This window comes from Desulfovibrio sp. (assembly GCF_047607245.1).
Classification (GTDB): domain Bacteria; phylum Desulfobacterota; class Desulfovibrionia; order Desulfovibrionales; family Desulfovibrionaceae; genus Desulfovibrio.
Genome location: NZ_JASGDK010000075.1, coordinates 1 through 23656 on the forward strand (window position 1 = coordinate 1; position 23656 = coordinate 23656).

Genomic DNA, 23656 nt, shown 5'->3' on the forward strand with positions numbered 1-23656 from the left:
GGCACCAGGGTGACGGTGGAGCCCATTGGTGAAAGCGAATCTGGCACCGTGAGCGCGCTTATTCAGGTTGACGGCGCATCTGTCAATTATCAGCTGGTGGCGGAAGGGCTGGCCTGGGTGAACAGACAAAGTTGCCGGGCCATTTTTTGTCGCCGCTGGATGATACAGGAACATCAGGCTGTTGTGGACAGGCGGGGGATATGGGGCCTGAAAATAGGCACACCCCCCTGGCAGTGGAGCAGATAAAAAACGGAGTACATATGAACGTTACCGGTTCGCAGGAATTGCGGGAATTTCTTGATGGTTGGAAAACCGATCCTCAGAACGCCAAAGCGGCCTTCACGGCTTATATGGATTTTCTGGCTGCGCACAGCGGTATGAGCTTTACCTTCAAGGCGCGACCTGGCGTGAGCTATTCTTTGCGCGCCCGGCACGTTGCCCAAAGCAGGCGCGAGCTTTTTGTACTGCTGGATGTGGTTGACGATGAAGCGGATAGCCGCTGGCTGTCAGTCTGCTTTTACAACAATATGGTAACGGACGCAGAAGACAAGGGCGATTTCGTGCCCAACGGCCTGATGGACGAAGACGCCCGCTGCTTTAACCTTGAAGAAGATGACGCCCGTATGCGTGACTATATCATGGCCCGGCTGGCCGAAGCTGCGCGTAACGCCGAAAAGAACGTGGAGTAAATTTGCAGACTGCACATGCCGCGCCCTGCGTGGCCATAGATTTTGAAACTTCAGGGTATGCGGCCCACAGCGCTTGCGCTGTGGGCCTTGCCCGCATTGAAGATGGACGTGTTGTTGATCAGTTTTACAGCCTTATTTGCCCGCCGTCTTCGCGAGTTATGTTCACGGAAATTCACGGGCTCACCTGGAGCATGCTAAAGAATGCGCCCAGCTTTGTTGAAGTCTGGCCGCAAATGGAAGCGTTCATGACTGGGGCTGATGCACTGCTGGCGCACAATGCCTCTTTTGACAGGCGCGTGTTGCAGGCCTGCTGCCGTGAAGCCGGAACCGATGCTCCTCGTTACCATTTTCTCTGTACATTGAAGGGCGCGCGGCGCAGCCTGCCCTTGCCGTCAAAGAAGCTCAATCATGTTTGCGAGCATTTTGGCATAGCCCTTGAGCATCACCATGCAGGTTCAGATGCTTCTGCCTGCGCCCAGATATATTTGCACCTACGCGCATTGGGCGTTACTGACAGCCAGATGCGCCTGTAGCTTCATCGTACAAATTGCTCCCAGAAAATATACGCCGTATCCGGCCTTGACCTCGTCAATAAAGTGGCGGAGTTGAGGCCGGATATTTTTTTTGATCAGAAAATATTTTTTAATATACTGTTTTAATTAAACAAATAAACATTGGAATGAGTTTTGCTTTTGACTTGGCAGCAATCCTTATGGACTGCAGGAGGCATCATGAAAAGTTTGTTCAGCAGCCAGGTCGGCCTTGTTGGCACGGTTATGGACATGCAGCTTCAACGGCAGAATGTCATTGCGGGCAACCTGGCCAACATTGACACACCCAATTACAAGCCGCGTGAACTGAGTTTTGAAAAAGAACTCCAGACCGCCCTTGGGCAAGATATGGAAGGCCAGATGAGCCGTACCAACGGGGAACATATCCCTTCAACCTTTGATGCTGCATCCTTCCGGCCCGAATGGTCGGAGGCTTTTAAACCCAGGCTTATTCACGGTGAAGACCGCGTGAACCTTGATAAGGAAATGGCCAAGCATTCCAAGAACCAGTTACAGTTTACCGCATTGGCCCAAATTCTGACAAAGACTTTTGAAGGCATGCATACCGTCATACAGGACGGCAAGCAGGTTTAAATAGCGCAGATCAGACAATGATCAGCGATTTTCCGGCTGTTTTTCAATGCTGACAGTAAATAGTTACAGGCGAAACAGCGCAGGTGGCCTTCACGGGTCTTCGAGTATCAGGAGGACGTCATGGATTTCATGACAGCATTTGACATAAGCGCATCGGGCCTTGCGGCTGACCGTACGCGCATCAATACAATTTCGATGAACTTGGCCAACGCCAAGACCACACGAACTCCTTTGGGTGGCCCTTACCGCAGGCGCAGTGTTGTACAGCAGACAGCTGACGTGGACGATCCTTTTTCCGTTCATATGCGTTCGGCGCTTGACCGTGCGGTTCAAGGGGTACGCGTCATGGCTGTGACAATGGACAACCGTCCTTTTAAGCGCGTGTATGAGCCGGGCAACCCAGACGCCAATGCAGAGGGCTACGTGATGTATCCCGACATCAACGTGGTTGAAGAAATGGCCAATCTTATGACGGCACAACGCAACTTTGAAGCCAACGTTACGACTGTGGATGCAGTTAAGGGCATGTACGTCAAAGCTCTTGAAATTGGCAAATAGCAAAAAAATTATGTTCACACGCGAAGCCGTGTGGAATCAGTGAGCAGAGTCAGGAGAGCACTATGAGCATTCAGGCAACAGGCATGCGCGCATACAGTGAAGCCATGCAGCATTTCAGCAAGGTATCCGGCAGCTTGCAGCAGGGTTCTTCAGTAAGCGGGCAGACTCTTTTTTCCCGCACTTTGGACCAGAGCCTTGCCCGCAGCCAGGTAGATACTGGTGAAAACTTTGGCGCTCAGGTGGACAAGTTGCAGTTTCCTGGTACAGCTTCCACCCCGGTGACGCCGGAAAGCAGCTTTACGGGCACGCTCAAAGACTCACTCAATAAAGTCAATCAGCTGCAGAATGTAAAAGACAATGCCATCAACGAATTCGCTTCTGGCCGTACCCAGAATGTGCAGGAACTGATGATCACCATGCAAAAATCCAGTCTTGCTATGAAGCTGACTACCGCTGTGCGCGGCAAGGTGCTGGAAGCCTATAAAGAAATTTCAAAGATGCAGTTTTAGAGAAACGCTGATTTATTCCGTTTGGCGGCGTTGCTTCACTTTTTTTGAAATAGTCGCGGACGGAAGAGTCCGCTCCTGCTTTAAAAAAGGATCGCGCCTTGCCAAACGAAACAGCTGCGCGTTTTCAGGAGGCTCTTTAATCAGTGCTTCCTTAGGCTTTACGCCTCACTTCTTCTGATTTCGCTCCTGAACGACCTCTCCCTGTGCGGCTTGCTGCTGGGGAGAGTTTTTTTGTGTGATCACAAAACTGCGTGCCGATCAGTGGCAGTGGGCTCAATAGTAACCTGCCAAAATTCATGCACTATATAGTGGCATGGCTCTTGCTAGTGGTAAGTGAGCCCGGCCTCGGCGTCGGAAAACCAGCGCTTGCGCGCACAGGAGCGGACCATGCCTGCATTCATTCAACAATTCGTCAATTCCTTCACGGCGATATGGGCCAAAATGAGCCCACTGCAACGCATTGCTTCCGTTGGCGGGGCTGTAGGCCTGCTGGCTGCTGTCATTGGCCTCTCCATCTGGTTGAGCCGCCCTGAATACCGTGTTCTTTACTCCAACCTTGGCCCGGAAGACGCCAGCGTGGTCGTCAAAGCGCTGCAGGGCGACAAGGTGGCCTACCGGATTGCCGACAACGGCGCTACCATTCTTGTGCCGCAGGAAGTTGTTTACGACCAGCGCATCAAGATTGCGGGCGAAGGCGGCCTGGTGGGGCAGGGCATTGGCTTTGAAATTTTTGACAAGATCAAAGTAGGCCAGACTGACTTTGTGCAGAAGATCAACTACACCCGCGCCCTTCAGGGCGAACTGGCCCGTACCATTAGCGAGTTCCCCAGTGTGGAAAGCGCCCGTGTGCATCTGGTCATTCCTCGTCGCAGCCTTTTTGTTGAAGAGCGTCAATCTCCTTCGGCTTCAGTGGTCCTCAAGCTTACCCGGGCCAACATCAAGATTGACCAGAAAGAAATCAACGCCATTCTCAATATGATGCTCATGTCTGTAGAAGGTCTGGACAGAGGGCATGTATCCATTACCGATACCAGCGGCAAGGTTCTTTACCAGCCGGAAGAAGACAGCCTGGCGGGCATAACCACCACCCAGATGGAATACCGCCAGACAGTGCAGCGCAACCTTGAGCGCCGCATTGAAGAAATGCTGCAACCCCTTTTTGGTCCTGGCCGTGTGATTGCCAAGGTCAACGCCGACATGGATTTCAGTCAGAAAACCATACGCCGCGAACTTTTTGATCCTGAAAAAACAGCGGTTCGCAGTGAGTACCGCAGTGAAGAAAGCCAGCAGGGCCGGGCAAATCTTGAAGCTGGCGCACCGGATGTAAACTTTCGTGGCGACGGCATTACCGGCTCTGTTTCTGACCAGAGCGGCACACGAGAAGCCCGTACCACCAACTATGAAATCAATAAAGAAGAGCAGCAGATTGTTTCAAATGTGGGTGAATTGCGCCGTTTGACTGTTGCAGTCCTCATTGATGGCACGTATGTAAAGACGGATGGCATATGGAGCTTCATGCCCCGCAAGAGCGAAGAGCTTGAACAGGTGCGCCAGCTTGTACATAATGCGGTGGGTCTGGACAAGGGCCGCGGCGACGCTCTGGAGGTCAGCTCCGCGCCATTTACCGACTCGGAGCCGCCCAAGGACCCCAATTTTGCCGATATACTGGCCGATTATGCGGAACGTCTGGGCAAGCCCCTGCTCAATGCGCTGCTGGCCTTCCTGTTTCTGATGCTTATTGTGCGGCCTGTGGTGCTGGCGCTTATTCGGCCCAAGGTTGAAGCTGGTGAAATGGTTGAAGGTCTGGAAGGTCTGCCAGCCGCAGAAGAGCAGCTTGCCCTCTATGAGGCCCTGGAAGAGGCCGCAAGAACAGAGGACGAGGCGCTGCTGGAAAATTCGAACGACGAGGACGACCTGGTGTTCAAAGACATTGAAGCTTTGAAAGCGCACATTTTCAGCCTGTCCGACAATCATATGGAACAGGTGGTAAGTTTGGTGCGCGGCTGGATGAAGAGTGATGAAACAGCTAAAGCCTAGCCCGTCGCAAACAGGTTTGCCAGCAGGTCAGGGGGGTGGTTCAACGCCATCTCTGGCTCAGCTCAAAGCCTTGCGTCTGGCACAAAAAGAGACAAATCAACGGGTGGAAGAATTGAAGCTGCGGCTGTTCAGAATTACAGAACAGCATATGGATCAGGCCGTGCGGCTTATCAAGCGCTGGCTTTCGGACAAGGACTAAAATCCCTCCGCGCCCTCCGGGCCGAGGTTAAGGAGCATAAGGATGGAGTTGACCGGCAAACAGCGCATAGCCGTGCTGCTGCTCGCCATGGGCGACAAGTTCACGGCCGACGTGTTTAAGCGCATGGACAGGCAGGAAATAGCCGAAATCTCCAAAACCATTGTGGATTTGGAGCCCGTGCCCCGCGAAGACGTTGAAGATGTGCTGCGCGAGTTTCACGAATCCCTGGTGGAAGGTGTGGACATGATCGCGGGCGGTAGCGATATCCTCAAGCGCCTGCTGGTCAAGAACCTTGACCCCGAAACCGCCAAATATATCATGGATTCGCTCAGCCTTGAAACTGGCCCGGCTCCCTTCCGTGAGCTCGAGCAGGTGAGTCCGCGTCTTCTTTCACAGATTTTGCGCAATGAACATCCGCAAACCTTGGCTCTTATTCTCGGTCATCTGCACCCCGATCAGGCCGCCAATTTATTGACAAGCCTGCCCGCAGGCGTGCGCGCCGAAGTGCTTATGCGTTTGGCCCGCCTTGAGGCCGTGCCCGAAGATATGCTTATGGAAGTGGACAAGGTGCTCACAAGCCAGCTTATCGCTATGGGCGGCAAAGAAGGCAAAAAAGTGGGCGGCGTACAGTCTGTGGCCGAAATTCTCAACGCTGTGGACCGTGCCACCGAAGAAGAAGTGTTGTCTGAAATCGAAGAAGATTCCGCCCAGATGGCAGAAGATATCCGCAATCTCATGTTTGTCTTTGAAGACTGCAAGAATATTGACGACAGAGGCGTGCGCGAAATGCTCAAGGAAATTTCCAATGAAGATCTCACGTTGGCCCTGCGTGGAGCCAGTGATGATCTTAAGGAAAAATTCTTCAAGAACATGTCCGAACGCGCGGGCAACATGATCCGCGAAGAACTGGAATACATGGGCCCCACCAAGCTTTCGGATGTGGAAGCCGCCCAGCAGAATATTGTGAAGATTGTGCGCCGCCTTGAGGCTGAAAACAAGCTGGTTGTCAGCAGAGGCGCGGGCGACGTTTTCGTATAGGCCCGCTGTGCCGCAGTTGGTAATGGCTTTGGTTGGGAACGCTTGTTCTGGACACGCCCTGCACCGTGCTTGAGCTGCGAACCAGCGCCTTGGTCAGCAATTTGGGTTTTCAAGTGATACAGTGGCAGTAGCTCTGTGGATACCGCAAAAACTGTAAGATGGAAAAAGTCATGGCGTCAGATCAGTTGCGCAAAAAATGGGGTACTGTCTTTATGGGGGAGCGCGAAGCCACCGTGGAGCAGCTCGATGCCATGCAGGAACCCCTGCGCCGTGAGCGCATGCAGCAACAGCAGTCTGAAGATTATTTTGTGCGAGTGCGCGCCAAGGCTGAGGAAAGAGCGCGCGAAATCTTGGGTGCTGCCTATGCAGAGCGTCAAAAAGTGCTGGATGAGGCCAAGGTTGAAGCTCGTGAATTGAGCCGGAGGCTCATGCACGAGAGTGAAACCGTGCGGGCGCAGGCACAGGAAGAGATGAAAAAGGCCCAGGCGGAACTGGATCAGGCTCAGGCCCTGAGACAGGAAGCGCAAGCCCTGCGTGAAGGTGGACATGCGGAAGGCTTTCAGGCTGGCATGGATCAGGCAGGGCAGGAACTCAAGGAATTTCGCGCAGAAATGGGGCAGGCCCTCGGGGCTGTGCTTTACGCTTTGGACAGTCAGCGCCACGCCATTTGTGAATCCTGGCGGGATGAGCTAGTTCTGCTCATGCAGGAGGCCGTTAAGGCTGGTACTGGCTGGGTTCTGGATGAAGAGCATAAAAATATATTGCAATCGCTGGTTTTTGAGGCTCTCAATCTTCTTGAAGACCGGGGCACGGTCACTGTGCGTGTGCACCCAGACGACGAGGCCACTGTCAGTGATATGTTTATGGCAGCGCGTGAACGCGTGCCAGAATTGCAGCAGTGGATTGTCAGCGGCGACGCATCCGTTGAGCGTGGCGGACTTTTAGCCGAAAGCGTCAGTGGCAGCGTTGACTGCCGCCGCGAGCATTATGCGGAACTGGTCAATGGCATCATGTCCCACCTGAGCCTGGGACCAGGGCAGGATGATGAACATAACAGCGAAGCTGTCAGCCAGCTGGTGCGTCAGGAGGCAGAGCGTATTGCCGCAATGGCTCCTGCGCCGGAGCAACTTTCACCGCCTGATGATCCCGCATCGCCTGATGACTTCACCACTTCGCACGTTGACCAGCCCGAGGCTACCGATCACGCGGAGCAGCTATCAACAGCCGGCAGCGCTGATCCTCTCAATGTGGAACTACCTTCAGAGCAGCCTGACGGGCCTTCTGGCGAGCAACCTGATCAGGAATTTCATGCTACAGAAGAACTGGCGCTAGAAGAAGATCACCAGCAGCCTGTGCCTGATACGGAAGCCCTGATGGTGGAAGAGCCGGATTTGTCATCTCTGGCGTCCGGCACGCAGCACTCGCCTGAAATGCCTTCTGAGGCTGTTGCACTGAATCCTTCCGTGCAGAACTCTACGGCAGACGTTTTTGATGGTGCGGCAAACGCGCATTCCGTTGCCGAACATATGCAGGCAGAACAGATAGCTTCTGAACATCTGGACCCGCAAGCAAATTCAGACGCCGAGCACCTCTCGGCTCCTGTAGCTGCAACCTCCGCAGAAGCTCCGGCAGGGCCAGAGCACGAAGCGGAAGCTTCTGCCGTGCCCGTTCATGCTGCCAGCTCTATTGCTGATATGCCCCCGGCTCAGGCTGAAACCAGAAAAACTGCTGTTTCGGCCCCTCGCACCGCTGCGCAGGTTGAAAGTCCCACACTGGCTGAACTGGAAGATGAGCTTTTTCCCTTGGATGGGGAAGACGAACTCGGCCTGTCGGAGCAGCCTTCCACCCAAGCTTTTGATCCTTCCGCATTGGCGGATCTGATCGACCGTGCAGAGCAGAGCGTTCATGAAGGGCAGGACGTTTTTTCGCAAGGCGGATTTTTGCCCGGTGCGGAAAAAGGCCGCTAGCTGTGGATATGTCATGAAACTGGACCCGCAAGCCTGCATCAAACTGCTGCAAACCAGCAATCCCGTTCGTCTTTACGGAAAGGTCAACAAGGTTGTTGGTCTTGTGGCTGAAGGCAGCGGACTGCGCGCGCCCTTGGGCGCTGTATGCCACATGTTGCCCGATGAGGGCGGTGATGGCATAGCAGCAGAGGTCGTGGGTTTTCGTGACGGAAACCTGCTCTTTATGCCGTATGGTGACATGCGGGGTATCCGGCCCGGCAGCCGCATCCGCAATACAAGTCTGCCGCCTGTTTTTCCTGTAGGGCCGGAACTTCTGGGACGGGCTTTTGACGCATTCGGCACACCGCTGGATGCGGGGCCGCCTGTCAGCACGGAACTCTATTCTTCCCCTTTGCCAATGGGCGAAAATGCCAAGGCCGACTTTGCCCGCCAGATCGAAGAACAGCTGCCCTATGTGCCGGAATGGGCCGCCGTGGCCCGCCAGCAGTGGCATCCCGAGCTTGCTCCCATCTACGCAGATCCGCCGAGTCCGCTACAGCGCCCGCGCATTACGGATATTCTTGATGTGGGCGTGCGCTCCGTCAACAGTCTGCTTACCCTTGGCAAGGGGCAGCGCGTGGGCATTATGGCTGGTTCCGGTGTGGGCAAGTCTACGCTTATGGGCATGATGGCACGCTATACGCGTGCCGACGTGAACGTCATTGCGCTCATAGGCGAGCGCGGCCGTGAAGTTGTGGAATTTATGGAACGTGACCTCGGCCCTGAGGGAATGGCACGCTCCGTACTGGTTATCGCCACTTCCGATCAGTCGCCTCTGGTGCGCATGCGTGCAGCATATGCGGCTACAGCTGTTGCCGAATATTTTCGTGATAAAAGCATGGACGTGCTACTCATGATGGACTCTGTCACGCGCTTTGCGATGGCTGCGCGTGAAGTGGGCCTTGCCGTGGGCGAACCGCCCACCACAAAGGGGTATACTCCTACAGTTTTTGCCCAGTTGCCCAAACTGCTTGAGCGGGCGGGGCGGTCTGCCAAGGGAACCATTACGGGCATTTATACCGTGCTGGTGGACGGCGACGACTTCAACGAACCCATTGCCGACGCTGTGCGTTCCATTCTGGACGGCCATATTGTGCTCACCCGCGATCTGGCTGACCAGGGGCATTTTCCCGCCATCGACGTCTTGCGTTCCATCAGCCGTCTTCGTTCTGACATCTGCGAACGGCAGGATGTTCTGGCAGGGCGGGTTGTTACGCGCAATATGAGTACATTCCGGCGGGTTGAGGATATGGTCAACATCGGAGCTTACGCGCGCGGCACTAACGCTGAGATAGATGCTGCCATCACCAGCATGCCTGCCATTAATGATTTTTTGAAGCAGGATGTCGGCGATCCGCAGTTTCTGGATCAGAGCATGCAGCAGTTGCGCGCCCTGGCGCAACTGGCCGAAGGCGCGGCAGCGCAGCAAGGTGCGCCCGGCATGCCTTCCGGTCAGAATGGAGTGCCCCCCATGCGGGGCTAAATCTGCAACACATTCACACAACTTATATTTGCGAATTCTGTCACATGCTGCTTGAAGGCTGTATGTGCCTATGCTAGATTGAACTGACAGTCTGGTCTTTTGTCTTTGTTCTGTTGGGGATATCTATTTTTATTTCAGTGAGATAGCTAAAAGCTGATCTTTCAGATTAAAAAGCATTTTCCAGCCGGCAGTTGACAGACCTGAACGGTGGCAGGCCAAAGTTCTTTTTCGTTTGCGTGCCCGGGCCTGCGTGGCTTGTCATTTTCTTGCGTACCTTGTGCTGCCTGTGTTACCGCGATGTAACAACAGCATAGTGTACGCTTGCGTCAGGGCAGCAGTCCGGCGCATGGCGCATATCCACATCCACCGCAAGCATTATGCCATCGGTGGTTCAGGCCTCCCTGGTTTTGCAAACCCGGGCTTTGTCATGAGTTCTGGAGCCGGCATGCCTCTTTCACGCCTTTTTGGTTTTTTTTCGCGATCCGCCAAGCGCGCCGTCAGTGGCACGGCTTCCGACAGTGAGGCCGAGCACTACTTTGCTCTGCGCCATCATTCCTTCAAGCTGTTTTTAACGGCATGGAACACCTTTCAGGAAACCATGACCGCTCTAGAATACACCTTGTGTTGCGACCATCCCTTTGGTCTTTACCGGGTGCGCGCATTGTGCACCAGCATGGCTACTCAGGTTTTTCAGTGCGTCAAGCAGCTTGAAAGGCTTGATCCCGGACCTTGTGAGGCTTTGTACGCCCGTTTTGGCGAACTGCAGAAAATGGTTGCCGATGATGTGTATGAGCCGGAACTGTGCCTTCTTGGACCGCTGGTGCTTCCGCTCGATGAAGATACAGACATTGAAGCGCTTTCAGGACAGGGCGAATTTCCCTTGGTGGACCCGGTAACTTTGCGGCTTGAAGAGGTGCGCCGTTGCCATCCCCATTTGGTGCCCAAGGGATTTGTCATCACAATGGCCGGGTGCCAGCATTTTTTGCAGAGTGGTGATTTGCAGAGTGAGATCAATCGCCGTATCCAGGCGGCGGGGGGGCTTGCGCCCAAGCATCTGGCCAAGCTTTCACGCAGTCTTGGGCAATTGGTGGAAGATACGCCGCTGCCGCTGGATCTGATTCAGGATATTTGTTCTGCGCTGGCACGCCTGCGTGCCTCCTGCCCGCAAGAGGGTATGCGTCTGGTATTGCGTGGCCGTCTGTGGCCGCCAGAAGCGCGGGGCAGCGACGATCCCGGCCTGATCCTCTGGGGCCCGTCTGTTCCCCTGAACGCTCCTGACGAAGAAATTTTACACGCGGTTCAGATCACTCTGGCGCGCAAGCAGCGTGCCCAGGCTCTGGTTTATCGACGCGCGCGAGGCCTTACCGAGGCCGGAACCGGCGTGTGCATCTCCTGCATGGCTGTAGAAGACGGTGCCTGGGGCGGGCTGGCCCACTCGTGCAGCCCCGTGCGCGCGCACGGCGAGCAGGTTCATATCTATGCCAGCCACGGCCTGCCACAGGAACTGGACTATTCCGTCCTGCCCGCAGACCACGCAACAGTAGACAGGCGTCCTCCTTATGAAATCATAAGCCTGACCAGTCCTGACAATGCGGTACGCCCTGCGCTGGATGCAGATACAGCCAAGGATATAGCCGCCCTGGCCCTTGAGATGGAGGCTTACCTCAATTGCCCTGTTTCCATTTCCTGGGTGCGTACTCCACAAGATGAGCTGCGTTTGCTGCTGGTTCGGCCCATTCCTCTGCCAGTAGACGCTGTGGACATGCCGCCAGTGCTGCCCGAAGTGCGCGCCAGCTTGCGTCTTTCAGGCGGGTATACTGTGAGTCCCGGCAGAGTGGCGGGGACGGTTTGCGTGGCGCGCCGGTGGGAGGATGCCCGACGCTTCCCGTCAGGCGGCATTCTGGTAGTGCCAGACGACAACTATCGTTGGGGGGCCTTGATGGACCGCGCTGCGGGCATCATTGCCGAAGAGGGGTTGGCTGGCTCGCGGTTGGCTTCGCTGGCGCGTGAATTTGGCAAACCAGTCATTTTCGGCCTGGCTGGCGCAATGGACACGCTGAAGAACGGGCAGAGGATCACCCTGTGTTCCGACATCTGCCAGGTTTATGTGGACAGGCAGGAATCTCTTTTACCCAATGTGCCTCCTGGGCGTGACTACATGCCGGGCAGCCCTGTGTACCGCATTTTACAAAAAGCTTCGGCCCGTATCCTGCCCCTGACTATGGATGTGGACAGCCCGGAATTCAAGGCGGCCAACTGCCAGACCTATCACGACATCGCCCGCTATTGTCATGAGCGGGCGGTGAGTGCAATGTTTTCCCTTGGGGCAGAAAAAAAATATGCCCCGCAGCGCGTAAAACAGTTGCGCGACAAGGTTCTCAAGCAGTTCTGGGTTGTAAATCTCAGCGACGGTTTTCTCACTGTGCCCTCAGGCCCGGTGATTGATATTGAACAAATAGCTTCCGTGCCCATGCGTGCTCTCTGGCACGGCATGAATGCCTATCCCTGGCAGGGACCGCCGCCAGTGGATGGTAAGGGGTTTTTGTCTGTACTTTTTGAGGCAACGGCCAATCCCAATCTTGATCCTGCTGCTCAAACTGCTTATTTTTCAGAAAAAAACTATTTCATGATCTCGCGCGACTATTGCAGTCTGCATTCGCGTTTTGGTTTTCATTTTGTGTCCGTAGAGGCACGCCTTGGAGACCGCACGCCTGAGAACTACCTCACCTTCCATCTGCGCGGCGGTGCGGCCAACATTGAGCGACGCATTTTGCGCGTACGCTTTGTGGCTGAAATTTTATGGGAATTCGGGTTTGCGCCAATGGTGCGTAACGATGCGGTCAGCGCCACACTTAAAGGGATGGACCGCGAAGAAGGCGAACTGCTGCTGGCTATCGCCGGGTACATGACCATCCATACCCGTCAGCTGGACATGATTATGCAGGATGCCGCGCAAGTTGCCGCAAGGCGCGAGGAAATGCTGAACCACTGCCGCATGCTGTTCAGAGGGGAAAGCCTGTCGCAGGCCACCACTGGTGTGGAGGAAAAGCAACCATGTCCGTAGCAGCCCCCGCAACCCACCGCGGCTACAAGGCCATCTATCGTCGGTTATTGGTGACCCTGCTGCTGATGGCGCTTACGCCGTTGGTGGCATTGGGGCTTTTTTGCATAGACAGGCTGAGCGTCATTTATGACGAAAAAATCAGCGCAAGTATTGAAGCTGTAGCCAGCAGCAAGCACCGTGCGCTGGATACCTTTATGGTTGAGCGTGTGGCGCAGATCAAAAATCTGGCCTTCACCCATCCCTATACCGAGCTGAGCAATCCCGCACGGCTGAGCGAAATTTTCAGCGTCATGCAGAACAACAGCCGCTCCTTTGTGGATGTGGGTGTTATCGGCATGGACGGGCGGCATGTTTCCTATGTCGGGCCATATGACCTTAGCGACAACAACTACTCTGATACTCCCTGGTTCAGAGAAGTGTTGCGCAAGGGCGTGTATGTCAGCGATGTTTTTATGGGCTACAGAAATGAGCCGCATTTTATCATTGCCGTGCTGCGGCACGAGGGCGGGCGCAGCTATATCCTGCGTGCCACCATCGATATGGACGCTGTGGTTGCCTTGTTACGCCGCGTATATTCGGGCCCGCATAGCGATGCTTTTCTGGTCAACTCCCAGGGCGAGCTGCAAACGGATTCCCGCTACCACGGCAAGAGCATGGACAAGTTCAGCGTGCCCCTGCCGGACATGACGCGTAAAAATGTTGTTACCCAATACATTAAAACGCCACAGGGGCAGGAAATGCTGGCGGCCTTGATGCCGCTGGAATCCATGCCCTGGCGGCTTGTGGTGCTGGATGACGTGCGCGAGAGCCTGCGGCCCTTGCGTCAGCTCAAAGCTCTTATCATTTTCTTTGTGGTGCTGGGCAGTGGGCTTATTTGCATGGGGGCAGACTTTTGCACCCGCAGACTTGTGGCTTCGCTGGAGGAGTCAGACCAGAAGCAGGCGCATATTGATGCCCGCATGTTGCAATCCAGCAAGATGGCGGCGTTGGGCAAGATGGCTGCGGGTGTGGCTCATGAGGTCAATAATCCTCTTATGCTCATTCAGGAAAATGCTGGTTGGATTCGCGACCTGATGGAAGACGAAAACTCTACCAGCATGAAAAATTATCAGGAAATTCTTGAAAGCACAGAAAAAATTGACCAGCATGTGAAGCGTGCCAAGGGGATTACCCAACGTATGCTCGGCTTTGGCCGACGCATGAATCCGGGCAGAACAGAAATTCTCATCAATTCCCTGACGGATCAGGCAGCGGAAATGCTCAAAACTGAGGCTACCAACCGCAATATCTCTATTGTCAGAGAGTATGATCCCCATACTCCGGTCATTTTGTCTGATCCAGCGCAACTTGAACAAATATTTATCAATATTATCGACAATGCTATCGACGCCATCGGCAAAAACGGTTCTTTAACCATCAGCACACTTGCCTGGAAGAAGGGCGTTCGCGTACTGTTCACTGACACTGGTCCGGGTATGGATCAGGAGACTATGAGCCGTATTTTTGACCCGTTTTTTACAACCAAGAAAGTTGGGGAAGGCACCGGGCTTGGTTTAGCCATCTGCTATACCATACTTGAGAAATTGGGTGGCCGCATTGAGGTGCAAAGCCAGCTTGGGCAGGGCACTACATTCAGCGTCACTCTGCCTGCCGAACCGCCGCAACTGCCGCCTGAAGATGGTTTGGCAGCCTAGGCTGCAGTGCGCCGTGCGCGGCCTGGATTCAGCCCCAATTGCTTTTTGGGGAGTGACGATTTTAAAATGTAAAATATTTCAAAGGTAACCTGCTCCAAAGACCAGACTTTTTGACCACAAGACCGTTGACCTCAAAGCTTACTGGCGGCAAAACAACGCATCGGCAACCTGCCCGGCAAGGCCGCGGCACTGCCTGTAACCGAGGAGGCCCCATGCGCGCATTGTTTGTAGATGATGAACTGGAATTTCTTGAATTGATGCAGAAACGCCTTGCCCGGCGTGGAATGGAGGTTGTTACTGCGCCAGACGGGCAGACGGCTCTTGGTCTGGTGAGTCAGGCATTGGACTCGGGTGCCGAGCCTTTCAATATTGTCATTATGGACGTACGTATGCCGGGCATGGATGGTCTTGAAACTCTGCGCCATATGAAGCAGAAAGCCCCCAAGCTGCCAGTCATCCTGCTGACAGGTCATGCCTGTATGGGAGTAGCCGTTGAAGGGCTTGATCTTGGTGCGTATGACTACATGCTCAAGCCTGTAGCCATCAGTGAACTCATCATCAAGATGGAGGAAGCGGTTCGATCCGCTGTGTAAGATGGCTCTGCTCAAGCACTTGCGACGCTGGCTGGGTCGAGAGCAGCCCTCAGAGCCCGATCCGGCAGAACTGGCCCTTGAAGAAGAGCTGAAGGTTCGGGTGCGCGAACGTTGCGCGCGGTTTCGCCGCCTGCTTTCTGCCAACAAACGTGCCCTTGAGGCGATGAGTGAGGTGGAAGACCGCCTCACTGGCGTCAAACCCTTTGGCATGGACTATGTTCATGCCGTCAGCACACGCGCCGTTACTGCAGTTTTTCAAATGGTGCGTGATCTGAACGCCCTGTCCGACAATAGTTATGCCGCCTTGCAGGAATCTTTCGACCGCATCCGGGCCGAAATGGAGACCCTGCTGGAAGAATTGCCCCATCTGGACGGCCCGCTTATTCTGCACCTTGATCAGATTGATCTGAGCGATCTCACCCTTGTTGGCGGCAAAATGGCCAATCTTGGCGAGGTGGCCGCTAATGCTGGCCTCACCGTGCCGGATGGCTTTGCTGTGACCGTCAGCGCCTATTACCGGTTTATGGAGTATAACGGCTTGCAGCAGGAGCTGAACCGGCGCATTCAGGCCACGGATATGCAGAGCCTGGACCAGGTATTCAGCCTCGCGGCTGCTCTGCAAAAAGCTGTACTTATGGCTCCGTTGCCGCCAGAACTTGAAGAAGCCATTACGGAAGCTGTAGACATCATGCGTGCCAAGGCTGGCCCTGGGCTCAAGCTGGCTCTGCGCAGTAGCGCCGTGGGCGAGGATTCCCTTGGCGTCAGTTTTGCGGGGCAGTACAGGTCGGAACTAAACGTGCCGCCTGAAGAAGCCTGTGAAGTGTGGAAAGAAATTATCGCCAGCAAGTATGCGGTGACGGCCATGAGCTACCGTTACCAGCACGGTATCCCCGATGACGCTGCCCCGATGTGTGTCGGGGTGCTGGCAATGGTGCCAGCCGCTGCCGGGGGAGTGGCTTACAGTCGTGATCCCGTTGCTGCCAGTCGTGGACGTGAGCAGATTCTTCTCAATGCTGTTTCCGGGTTGCCTCAGGCTGTTGTGGATGGAGCTGTTACCCCGGACGTATATATTTTCAGCCGCAAAATTCCCCCTGAGCTTATTCGCAAGCGCCTGGCAGGGCCTGAGGGAGCGCCGCCCAGTCTTACTGACAAGCAGGCTGCTGAACTCGCTAAAGTGGCCATTGCGCTTGAGACCTACTATACCGAGCCGCAGGATGTGGAGTGGGCCCTGGATGCAGAAGATGGCCGTATTGTGGTTTTGCAGAGCCGTCCCTTGCATGCGGCAGATTCGGCTACCGAGCAGAGCCATATTGATCCTCAGAGGCCCGGGGAAGACGGGGGCGAAGCCTTTGCGCTTGAAGATTTGCCGCAGGGGCTCAAAGTACTGGCGGCGGGCGGCGTGGCCGTAAGTCCCGGTGTGGGCATGGGGCCAGTTTTTGTGGCTCGCAAGGAAGCTGACATGCTGTCTTTTCCCAAGGGCGGCATTCTGGTTGTAGAGCGTGCCCTGCCCCGGTGGGCGCCACTGCTCTCGCGCGCGGCAGGGCTTGTGAGCGAAACTGGCGGCATGGCTGGCCATCTGGCATCAGTGGCGCGGGAATACCGGCTTCCGGCTGTTTTCAGTTTGCCCGATGCTTGTCTGTTGTTGGATACGGCCGATGAAGCCACGCTGGACGCGCGACGGTGCGCTGTTTTTGCCGGGCGGCAGCCGCAATTGGTGTCCACTGAATCCGAGCCGCCCAATCTTATGGCGGGCAGCCCCGTGCATCAGCGGTTGCAGGCTTTAAGCCAGCTTATGGTTCCCCTGAATCTGCTGGACCCCGACGCCCCTGAATTCGCTCCCGCCCATTGCCGTACTTTGCACGACATCACGCGCTTCTGCCATGAAAAATCAGTCCGCCTCATGTTTGAAGAGGAGGATGCCGACGCCAGCAGGCGCATGGGCAAGCAGTTGAAAGCCGGGGTCAAACTGCAATACTGGGTCGTAGATATGGGGGGCGGTTTTCGGCATCGTGTGCCGGGTCCTGTTGTGGATCTGGAAGTCATTGCCAGTGCGCCCATGCTTGCCCTGTGGGACGGTATGGTGGCTGTACCCTGGGCTGGGCCGCCAGCGGCCAGCGCGTCAGGATTTATGACCGTGATGCTTGAAAGCACTATGAGGCCTGAGCTTGAAAGCACAGCGCCCAACGCTATGGCCAACAAAAACTTCTTCCTTATCTCCGACAATTATATGATATTGCAGGCTCGTTACGGGTATCACTTCTGTACAGTGGAAAGCCTTGCTGGAGAAAAAAGCCACGAAAATTTTGTGAACTTTCAGTTCAAGGGCGGAGCGGCTGACCGCAAGCGTCGTCAGCTTCGAGCCCGCATGGTGGCTGATTTGCTCGAACAGCATGGTTTTCGTGCGGATGTGAAGGACGATTCGGTTTTTGCCGTGGCTGAAGGCTACAGCGCCCCGGAAACACTGATGAAAACACGTCTACTGGGGTATTTGCTCATCCATACGCGCCAGGTGGACATGATTATGCTGGAAACAGAAAGGGCAACAGCCCTTAAGAACAAAATGCTGGCAGATATGGAAGCGTTGAGTGCAAAGCCGCTTATGGGTTGTGCTCTCTAGACAGTGCCGTCACGAGACAAGTTTTCTTGTCACAGCATGGAGAAAACACCTTTTACGATGAGAGGGTATCCGTATGATACCCGAACGGAACAAAAGGAAAAATTCGACGCTGAAATAACTGGAAAGGCGCTCGTGACAACGCTACTAAAGGTTTATTGCATTATTTTTACTTACAGGTCACATCAAAGATGCACTCCTGCCTATAGCTACGCTATAAACACATGCCATTGTCTGCATAAAAGCAGTTTGGCTGGCGATGCTGTCGCCACTATTGGGCGCTTTTTTCGCCGGACTGATGGCGGTTGAAATTGTTCTGGCTGTGTGAGCAGCCGCCCGAGCACTTTCAAAATGGAGATGCTCTGGAATGAGAAGATATGTTCTCACCGCTAAACTACGCTGAAGAGGCTTTCAGCTTGCCTCAATGCAAGCTTCTCGTCTGAAGATACCGTAAGTATCTTCTTCTTCCTTTTCCACTTTGAAATGGAGAAATCATGACCAAACCCCGTGCATATGTAACCCGTAGTGTGTTGCCTGAAGCTCTGAATCTTTTGCGTTCGCGTTGTCATGTTGATGTGGGACCGTCTGAGGGTTTGTCTGAAGCTGATCTGGTTGAGGCTGTGCGCGGCGCAGATGCCGTAGTGGCAACCCTGCTGCATATGACCCCCGCTGTTATGGAAGCGCTTGCTCCCACCTGCAAAATTATTTCCAGCTATGGCGTCGGTTATGATCATATTCCCGTAGATGAAGCGACCCGCCTCGGAATCTGGGTGACGCACAATCCAGACGCCGTTACAACGGATACAGCTGATCTTGCCTGGGCGCTCATACTTGGCGTAGCCCGCAAGCTGCACGATTGTGACCTGACTGTGCGCAACGATGAGACCCCGTGGGGTGTAACAATACATATGGGCCTGCGTGTGAGCGGCAAGGCCCTGGGCATCGTAGGCAGTGGGCGCATAGCCCTTGCGGTGGCCAGACGTGCGCAGGGTTTTGGTATGCGCCTCAGTTATACTGGGCGTCGCCGAAATGAGGCTTTTGAAGCCGCCACGGGTGCGCAATACATGAGCAAGGAAGAGCTGTTGGCTTCATCGGATTTTGTGAGCCTGCATATTCCGTTGACTGAAGATACGCGCCATTACATCAGTACTGCAGAATTCGCGCTTATGCGCCCTCACGCCATTTTAATCAACACCGCACGTGGCCCGGTGGTGGATGAAGAAGCGCTGGTAGTCGCTCTGAAAGAAGGGCGCATTGCCGGAGCAGGCCTGGATGTTTTTGAGCACGAGCCTCATGCCCATCCTGCGTTGCGAAGCATGAACAATGTGCTCATGACGCCGCACAGAGGCGTTGCCACCATTGACTCGCATGTGGACATGGGCGAATCATCTGCGCAAAAAATATTTGACGCTCTTGAAGGCAGACTGCCGCAAAATTGCCTGAACCCTCAGGCTCGTAAGCCTGGAGCGGTTTAATCGGTTGCACCAGTTGGCCTCATATCAAAAAGGCCGCCCCTTGGGGCGGCCTTTTTGCATTTTATACTTAGATAATTTTGATTTTAATTTGCTGCCGTTGATCGGCCTACATCAGGCAGGAAGACTAATGCGAGATGATGCTGGCAAGAAAGTCCTTGGCACGCTGCGTCTGCGGGCTGTCAAAGAACTGTTCCTTGGGCGTGTCTTCAAGAATAAGGCCCTCTTCCATAAACAGCACCCGATGAGCCACCTTGCGGGCAAAGCCCATTTCGTGCGTGACCACCATCATAGTCATGCCTTCGTAGGCAAGCTCAACCATAACGTCCAGAACTTCGTTGATCATTTCAGGATCAAGGGCAGAAGTGGGCTCGTCAAAAAGCATGGCCACGGGGTCCATGCACAGCGCGCGGGCAATGGCCACACGCTGCTGCTGACCGCCAGAAAGCTGCGAGGGATATTTTTCCGTATGCTGGTCAAGTCCTACCCGGCTCAACAGGGCAAGAGCCTTTTCTCTGGCTTCTTCATGATTTCTTTTGAGCACTTTTTCCTGCGCAAGAATCAAATTGTGAATAATGTTCAGGTGCGGAAAAAGTTCAAAATGCTGAAAAACCATGCCGACGCGGCTGCGAAGGGTCGCAAGATTGGTGCGCTTGCTGGTCACTTCAGTGCCATTAACGAATATTTGACCGTTCTGTATTGGTTCAAGGCCGTTGACGGTCTTGATAAGCGTTGACTTGCCCGACCCGGAAGGGCCGCACACAACCACAACTTCGCCTTTATGTATGCTGGTGGTGCAGTCGCGCAGCACGTTAAAATCGCCGTACCACTTGGATACGTTATTCAGAACAATCATTGCTTCTTCGGTAGGAGTGTTCATAGCTTAAGTCTCTTTTTTACCACGGTTACGGCCAAAGAAACGCAGAAGCAGACCACAAAGTAGCCGGCACCCGCAAAGAGCACCATTTCTATTTCATAGCCGGTGGTCTTGCCAATGTTGGTGGCTGTGCGGAAGAAGTCCGCAAGGCCTATGATATACACAAGGGCCGTATCCTGAAACAGAATCACGCCCTGTGTCAGCAGCAGGGGCGTCATAACGCGAAAAGCCTGCGGCAGGATGACATAAATAAGTGTCTGCGATTTGGTCATGCCAAGGGCAAGCGCAGCGTAGTTCTGCCCCTTGGATACGCTGTTCATGCCCGCGCGAATGATTTCGGCGTAGTAGGCGGCTTCAAATGCGGTAAAGGCCACCATTGCAGAAACAAGACGAATGTCTGTCAGGGGAGAGAGGTTGAGAAATTTGGTCAGAAATTGCGGCACGATAAGGTAGAACCACAGCAGCACCATTACCAAAGGAACAGAGCGGAAGCAGTTTACGTAAGCAGCCGAAAGCCAGCGCAGAGGAGCATATATGGATATGCGCGCCACTGCCAGAAGGGTGCCGATCACCATGCCCAACACAATGGAGGTGAGCGTTATCTTGAGCGTGACCATAATGCCCTGACCCAGCAGGGGCAAGCTTTGCTCAATTATACTCCAGTCGAAATCAAACATTTTTGCCTCCAATGCCTGTGGAGGGAAGCCGCATTTTCTTTTCAAGCATTTTCATAATGCGCATAACAACAAAATTCAGAAACACATAGGCCATAGTAACGGCAATGAAGGACTCATAGGCAAAGCCTGAGAACTCCAACAGGCGGTTCGCCTGTGAGGTCAGCTCCACAAGTCCGATTGTGGAGGCCACCGCCGTGTTCTTGACCATGTTGAGCATTTCTGAGGTCAGTGGGGGAACGATAATGCGATAGGCATTGGGAAGCAGTACATGAAAATACGTTTGGGGCAGCGTGAGGCCCAGAGCAAGAGCTGCATAGCGTTGCCCGCGTGAAAGGGCCAAAATACCTGAACGTACCTGCTCACAGACTCGCGCACCAGTGAACAGACCCAAGGCACAGGTGGAAAGTATGAAAAACTGCGCGTTTGGATTCAGTTCAGACTTGAACCATACGCTAAGGTCGCGCGGCAGCAGGTCGGGGGCAGCCAGATACCAGATAAAAAACTGGACGATCAGGGGGATATTTCGAAAAATGGCAACATAAGTAGCACCAACGCCTCGAAGAAATTTGTTGGGCAAGGTGCGTAGTATTCCAAAAAATGAGCCTATTATGAAGGCTACAATCCAGGCACAGATAAAAAGCGCCGCCGTAGTGAGAAAACCGTCAATCAACCAGTTGAGGTAGGTGACGTTTCCGAACGGCGCTTGTTCAAAAAAAATGCCCCAGTTCCAGTTAGCCTGCATCAGAAAATTCCATCCATAAAGATAAAGCGTGATTCATTATGCCTCGTCGTGTGTGGCCCGTCTGGACGGCGAAGCGCCAGCGAGTGGCTCTGCTGGCGCTTCGCATGATAAAGCAAAACCAAAAAGACTAATTCAGGGCCTTATCGTTGGGGGCCTTGAAAAGACCCTTCATTTCGTCGGACATATCAAAATTCATGTTCATGCCCTTGGGAGGAATGGGCTGTTTGAACCAGCGCGTATAGGATTTTTCGGCCTCGCCGTTCAACTGCAGGTCAGCAATGGTGCTGTCCACAAGTTTCTTGAAGGAGGCATCGCCCTTGCGCACCATGCAGCCATAGGCTTCAAAACTCTGGGGGGTGCCAACGATAACCCATTCGGCGGGCTTTTTGGCCTTGGCGCGTTCGCCGGCCAGCAGGGCGTCATCAATAAAGAAAGCCACAGCGCGGCCCGATTCCACAGTGCGGAAGGCATCGCCATGATCTTTTACGCTGATGATGCTGACGCCAAGCTTTTTTTCGTCATTCATCTTGTTCAGCAGCATTTCGGAGGTGGTGCCAGCGGTGACAGCCACGTTTTTGCCCTTGAGGTCATCAAAGTCTTTGATGCCGGAGTCTTTATGCGTGAGCAGGCGTGTGCCAACCACAAAAAAAGTGTTGGAGAAGTCCACCTGCTGCTGACGGTCAAGGTTATTGGTGGTCGAGCCACACTCGAAGTCATAGGTGCCGTTCTGGAGCAGGGGGATGCGGTTCTGCGAAGTGACAGGCACAAAGCGAACCTTAAGGTCAGGCATGTTGAGCTCTTTTTTTACAGCCTCAACAATTTTGTCGGAGTAGTCTTGCGCGTAGCCAATGACGTTTTGCTGCAAGTCGTAGTAAGAGAAAGGTACGGAGGATTCGCGATGCCCCACAACAATCACGCCGGTTTCCTTGATTTTTTTCAGGGTTCCGGTCAGCTCTTCAGCCTGGACGGCAGAATGGTTGGCGGTAAGCAGCAGCAGGCCAGCCAGTGCGGACAAAAGTGTTTTTTTCAGGGTCATGGTTTCCTCCTAAAAAGGTGCATTGCTTGGGAGCAAACTTTGGATTGGTTCGATAAACGTCCCCAAAATCCCTTGCGGGAAAAGTTGTGGTCCTTAACCGATGTAAACCGTCAGCCCCGGAATGATTGCCGAAAGCTGGCGGAGATTACCTATGAGGGCTGCCGGTTTTCAAGTCAGCAACAAAGGTATTCTGAAAAAGGAGTATACCTCTGCCAGCAGCACGCACTTGAGATGCGTGTTGCCAAATGGCTCTATTGCTTGACTGCTTGTCCGGGGGGTGGGCCGCAGGCTGCCGCGTATGAAGGGCGCCAACGGATTGGCATGAAATATGTATTATCGCCCCTTATAACCCAACTAGTTTTATAAATAATGAACTCCTTGTCAACAAGTTATGGAAATACTGCTAGAGGTCGCAGGAATTGCAGCAAAAACAGAGCAGAGCGCTATGGGTTGGAGCCGATCTGACCGGATGAGCATAGAAAACGCCAGGCTTTGGACCTGGCGTTGATAGTAGGCAGTGCGTGGAGTTGTGGCTTATGTCAGACGCTGAGATTCAGGCCAGCCAGAAGATCCATTTGGCCATTTGAATAGTTGCCAAAGTACGAACTTGCGTTGCCCGAACCTGACCACCATGCCGCCATAGATTCTACCTGGATGCGTTTACGCATTTCTGACGGGGATATTTGCATGGCCTTGCGCGCATCATCAAGGCCAGAAAGGGCTTCAACCTGTTTATATTGTTTGACGAGTGAAGGGTTTGAGTCGAAAAACTGTTGTATTTTAGCCTTGTCGGCGCTGTCGCTGATAACGGTAACTGTGCCGTCGGTATTGACCTGAAGCGTGAACTTCACATTGGGATCAATGCTCAGGTTGCTCAGACCGCTGCTGATAGTAGATCCCAACGTGCTGTTATTGAGCGCGGCCTGAGCGTCTGTCAGTTCCTTGTTGTTGACCGTGGCTTGCACGTTGCCTGTAGCGCCCAGTCTGAGTTCCACGTTAGAGGATTCAATGTTCTGCTTTTTGATTTGGGTCGTGAGGGCTTTGGCCAGATCTGGGTTTTCTGCCAACCATGCATTAATAGCGTCAGCCTGTTTGTTTTCATCGCTGACAACAAGCTGCCCGTCACTGTTAAGTTTAAAACTAATGGGGGTGCTCAGGTCCACTCCCATTTCGCTTAAGGCGGCACGCAGTTTCGTGCTGAGATCGCTGCTGGAGTCAAGCCC

20 protein-coding genes and 1 pseudogene are annotated in these 23656 nt (G+C 54.0%); 16 read left to right on the forward strand and 5 right to left on the reverse strand.

Annotated elements, in window-relative coordinates; all coding sequences use genetic code 11:
• The 16 genes from QM579_RS05920 to QM579_RS05995 all read left to right on the forward strand — a co-directional run.
• The coding region (locus QM579_RS05920; protein WP_414998255.1) for a thermonuclease family protein at window positions 1–246 on the forward strand (246 nt) is incomplete at its 5' end.
• A 14-nt stretch (window positions 247–260) separates the two neighbouring features.
• Window positions 261–689 carry a hypothetical protein gene (locus QM579_RS05925; protein ID WP_414998256.1) on the forward strand — a complete coding sequence of 143 codons (429 nt, stop codon included), beginning with the start codon at window positions 261–263 and terminating at the stop codon, window positions 687–689.
• A 2-nt stretch (window positions 690–691) separates the two neighbouring features.
• The gene (locus tag QM579_RS05930; protein WP_414998257.1) at window positions 692–1222 is read left to right on the forward strand and encodes a 3'-5' exonuclease; all 531 of its coding nucleotides are present in this window, start codon (window positions 692–694) and stop codon (window positions 1220–1222) included.
• A 198-nt stretch (window positions 1223–1420) separates the two neighbouring features.
• Window positions 1421–1834 carry a flagellar basal body rod protein FlgB gene (gene flgB / locus QM579_RS05935; protein WP_414998258.1) on the forward strand — a complete coding sequence of 138 codons (414 nt, stop codon included), beginning with the start codon at window positions 1421–1423 and terminating at the stop codon, window positions 1832–1834.
• Window positions 1835–1954: 120 nt separating this feature from the next.
• Window positions 1955–2392, forward strand: coding sequence for a flagellar basal body rod protein FlgC (gene flgC, locus QM579_RS05940; RefSeq protein ID WP_183718261.1), 438 nt, complete (start codon window positions 1955–1957; stop codon window positions 2390–2392).
• Between the two features lie 62 nt (window positions 2393–2454).
• Window positions 2455–2901 (forward strand): flagellar hook-basal body complex protein FliE, encoded by a 447-nt coding sequence (fliE, locus tag QM579_RS05945; RefSeq protein ID WP_414998259.1) that lies wholly within the window; start codon window positions 2455–2457, stop codon window positions 2899–2901.
• Window positions 2902–3288: 387 nt separating this feature from the next.
• Window positions 3289–4938, forward strand: coding sequence for a flagellar basal-body MS-ring/collar protein FliF (fliF, locus tag QM579_RS05950; RefSeq protein ID WP_414998260.1), 1650 nt, complete (start codon window positions 3289–3291; stop codon window positions 4936–4938).
• Entirely contained in the window at window positions 4919–5137 is a 219-nt protein-coding gene (locus tag QM579_RS05955) for a flagellar M-ring protein FliF (RefSeq protein ID WP_414998261.1), read from the forward strand. Before fliF ends, QM579_RS05955 begins: the two co-directional genes overlap by 20 nt.
• A gap of 42 nt (window positions 5138–5179) precedes the next feature.
• Window positions 5180–6175, forward strand: coding sequence for a flagellar motor switch protein FliG (gene fliG / locus QM579_RS05960; protein WP_414998262.1), 996 nt, complete (start codon window positions 5180–5182; stop codon window positions 6173–6175).
• A gap of 170 nt (window positions 6176–6345) precedes the next feature.
• Window positions 6346–8142, forward strand: coding sequence for a FliH/SctL family protein (locus QM579_RS05965; RefSeq protein ID WP_414998263.1), 1797 nt, complete (start codon window positions 6346–6348; stop codon window positions 8140–8142).
• A 13-nt stretch (window positions 8143–8155) separates the two neighbouring features.
• Window positions 8156–9664: a FliI/YscN family ATPase gene (locus tag QM579_RS05970; protein WP_414998264.1), complete on the forward strand. Its 1509-nt coding sequence runs from the start codon at window positions 8156–8158 to the stop codon at window positions 9662–9664.
• 445 nt (window positions 9665–10109) lie between these two features.
• Window positions 10110–12728, forward strand: a complete 2619-nt coding sequence (locus tag QM579_RS05975; RefSeq protein ID WP_414998265.1) for a PEP/pyruvate-binding domain-containing protein — start codon at window positions 10110–10112, stop codon at window positions 12726–12728.
• The gene (locus QM579_RS05980) at window positions 12719–14422 is read left to right on the forward strand and encodes a sensor histidine kinase (RefSeq protein ID WP_414998266.1); all 1704 of its coding nucleotides are present in this window, start codon (window positions 12719–12721) and stop codon (window positions 14420–14422) included. The genes QM579_RS05975 and QM579_RS05980 overlap by 10 nt, the downstream gene beginning before the upstream one ends.
• A 212-nt stretch (window positions 14423–14634) precedes the next feature.
• Window positions 14635–15015 (forward strand): response regulator, encoded by a 381-nt coding sequence (locus QM579_RS05985; RefSeq protein WP_414998267.1) that lies wholly within the window; start codon window positions 14635–14637, stop codon window positions 15013–15015.
• A gap of 1 nt (window position 15016) precedes the next feature.
• The gene (locus tag QM579_RS05990; RefSeq protein ID WP_414998268.1) at window positions 15017–17632 is read left to right on the forward strand and encodes a PEP/pyruvate-binding domain-containing protein; all 2616 of its coding nucleotides are present in this window, start codon (window positions 15017–15019) and stop codon (window positions 17630–17632) included.
• Window positions 17633–18123: 491 nt separating this feature from the next.
• Entirely contained in the window at window positions 18124–19104 is a 981-nt protein-coding gene (locus QM579_RS05995; protein ID WP_414998269.1) for a 2-hydroxyacid dehydrogenase, read from the forward strand.
• A 124-nt stretch (window positions 19105–19228) separates the two neighbouring features.
• Here QM579_RS05995 and QM579_RS06000 read toward each other — a convergent pair whose 3' ends face one another.
• The 5 genes and pseudogenes from QM579_RS06000 to QM579_RS06020 all read right to left on the reverse strand — a co-directional run.
• Window positions 19229–19957, reverse strand: coding sequence for an amino acid ABC transporter ATP-binding protein (locus tag QM579_RS06000; protein WP_414998273.1), 729 nt, complete (start codon window positions 19955–19957; stop codon window positions 19229–19231).
• Between the two features lie 20 nt (window positions 19958–19977).
• Window positions 19978–20655: a glutamate/aspartate ABC transporter permease GltK gene (gene gltK, locus QM579_RS06005; RefSeq protein ID WP_414998270.1), complete on the reverse strand. Its 678-nt coding sequence runs from the start codon at window positions 20653–20655 to the stop codon at window positions 19978–19980.
• Window positions 20648–21397, reverse strand: a complete 750-nt coding sequence (locus QM579_RS06010; protein ID WP_414998271.1) for an amino acid ABC transporter permease — start codon at window positions 21395–21397, stop codon at window positions 20648–20650. The genes gltK and QM579_RS06010 overlap by 8 nt, the downstream gene beginning before the upstream one ends.
• 127 nt (window positions 21398–21524) lie before the next feature.
• Window positions 21525–22433: a glutamate/aspartate ABC transporter substrate-binding protein gene (locus tag QM579_RS06015; protein WP_414998272.1), complete on the reverse strand. Its 909-nt coding sequence runs from the start codon at window positions 22431–22433 to the stop codon at window positions 21525–21527.
• Between the two features lie 539 nt (window positions 22434–22972).
• A pseudogene (locus tag QM579_RS06020) lies at window positions 22973–23656 on the reverse strand (hypothetical protein); the annotation flags it as partial.